3 protein-coding genes are annotated in these 2105 nt (G+C 41.1%); 1 reads left to right on the top strand and 2 read right to left on the bottom strand.

Annotated features, from left to right (window positions below; genetic code table 11):
* Positions 1 to 138: 138 nt before the first annotated feature.
* Entirely contained in the window at positions 139 to 1185 is a 1047-nt protein-coding gene (locus LD39_RS20220) for a CapA family protein (RefSeq protein WP_156112699.1), read from the bottom strand.
* Between the two features lie 244 nt (positions 1186 to 1429).
* On the opposite strand from LD39_RS20220, the gene LD39_RS20215 reads away from it, so the two are divergent.
* Complete coding sequence (locus LD39_RS20215; protein WP_231572627.1) at positions 1430 to 1750, top strand: YrhK family protein; 321 nt, start codon at positions 1430 to 1432, stop codon at positions 1748 to 1750.
* Between the two features lie 26 nt (positions 1751 to 1776).
* On the opposite strand, the gene LD39_RS20210 is transcribed toward LD39_RS20215, so the two are convergent.
* Positions 1777 to 2105: biotin transporter BioY (locus LD39_RS20210; RefSeq protein WP_035552806.1), on the bottom strand; the 329-nt coding region annotated here is incomplete at its 5' end.

Below are 2105 nucleotides of genomic sequence, written 5' to 3'. Positions count from 1 at the left end.
TCAGCACATGCCCACGGAAAGCGAGCGATTTCCAGGACCTCCTAATTCTGCCCCAAGAAAAGGAAACAGGCTTACAATCATCTCGAAATCGAGTCTTCCACAATCCTGCACGTTTGTGGAATAACTTGATCTATTATCCTATTCTATAAACGAAAGTTCAGGCAGCCATTGAGAAACATGCTGTTTTGTCGCTTTGTATTCTTTCATTAATTCCGGAAGTTCAGCCATAGGAACCACTTTGTAATCATGCTGGTCTTGTGAAGTTACATAGGTGATTTGAAAACGAGGGTCAATAGCTTTGACCGTGTCATCACTTTCCTCGTCTTTCAGGAAATCAAAAGTGAAAATTCCTCCAATACGCCTCTGAAAGTCCTCTTGCCCTGAGAAAAAATTTCCCAGGGAATAAACAGTCAACATTTTATTCCCTTTTTCACCTTCGACATATTCGAGTGGCTGTAACACATGGGGGTGATGCCCTAGTACAGCATCGACTTCATGATCTGCACAGAATTGAACTACTTCCTTTTGAAAGGCAGAGGGGTAAGGCTCGTATTGTTGTCCGAAGTGTAAGCTCACAATCACACCATCTGCCAATTCTTTTGCTTTTTCAATATCTTTGGCCATCTTTTTGAACTCAATTCGATTGACGACATAGTCTTTTCCGGCAGGTGCTGAAATTCCGTTTGTACCGTATGTATAGCTTAATATGGCGACGTCGATGTTCTTTTCTGTTTTATATACCAATACTTCTTCACTTTGATCCTTTGTTTTAAATGCACCCGTATGTTTCATTTCAATCTCGTCCCAATAATTGATGGCATTTTCGATGCCTTTTACACCTTGATCCAAAGAATGGTTATTCGCAAGAGTAACGACATCAATCCCTAAGGTTTTCAAATTATCAGCAATCTCGGTAGGTGAATTGAATGCAGGGTAACCGGACAAGCCCAGCTCCTCACCGCCAATCATGGTTTCCTGATTCGCTATTGTAATAGTCGAGGAGTCAAGGTAAGGTTCAACTTCGTCCAGCATCGGCATGAAGTTATAACCGTTTGTAGTTTTGGCGTCGCGATAGACCCGTGTGTGAATCAGAACATCTCCAATTGCGGAGATACTGATAGTTGAACGGATATCCATCGATTCCTTATTGTTCGGGTGAATGTCAGATGTGGAATGTTCGTTCATGGACTTCGGTTCAGATGACTCAAAGAGGGACGATGGTGAGAAACTGCAGCCAGCCAAAGAGAAGCAGGCAAAGATAATGAGTAAGACAGAAAGAATACGGCTGATAATACTCCCCTCCTAAGGAAAATAAGTTATGAGTTTATTGTAACCTTAAAAGGGAGATTTTTTCCAGTTGGTTTATATTGGACGCTATCTTGGGAAACGCTATTATAATAATTATTCGTAAAGAAAGGTGATGGGGAAATTGGCTTTTATCCAAGAAAAAGAAGCAGATGCAAACTCCCACACGAGAGAACAGTACGTGGAAATAAAGATGGGAAACCATGACCTCTTTTTCAAAAAAGGTTACAAAGTGTTGTACACCCTGAATGACTTCTTGCTAGGCTTATGGTTCTTGATAGGAAGTATATTTTTTTATTTTGAGTCTTTAAAGACGTGGGGGGTCACTTTATTCGTTCTGGGCAGTTTGCAAATGCTGATCCGCCCGTCCATTCGAATGGTCCATTCCATTCATATGAAAAAACTTTACCAAAAAGAGTATGAGGAGAAGCAGAACAATGGCTAAAGGTAGACTCCTTTAGCCATTGTTTATCAAGCAACGCTTTCCTTACTTTGCGTTAGGAATCGAGCCCTTATTAACCTTCTTCTAACTGTAATCCCAATCCAACTAGCCAGAAAAGCCTTAATTAATCCAACAGCAATAAAAGGATAAACTCCAGCTGCAAGCGCCTGGTTCCATGACATATCCAACAAGAACTTCAATTGAATCGTTCCACAGATGAGAGTTACGATCATTCCGGCTGTATTGGCGATCAGTGCCATTGTGAGGTTGAATTTTGTTTTTTCTAAAATGAACCCTGTTATGAATGCCGCTAAAATGAAGCCGAATATGTAACCCCCAGTTGGGCCAGCCAACACTT

The organism is Halobacillus sp. BBL2006 (genome assembly GCF_000786645.1).
Lineage (GTDB): Bacteria > Bacillota > Bacilli > Bacillales > Halobacillaceae > Halobacillus.
Note: the sequence above shows the minus strand (reverse complement) of the source record. Positions and strands in the feature narration are given on the sequence as shown.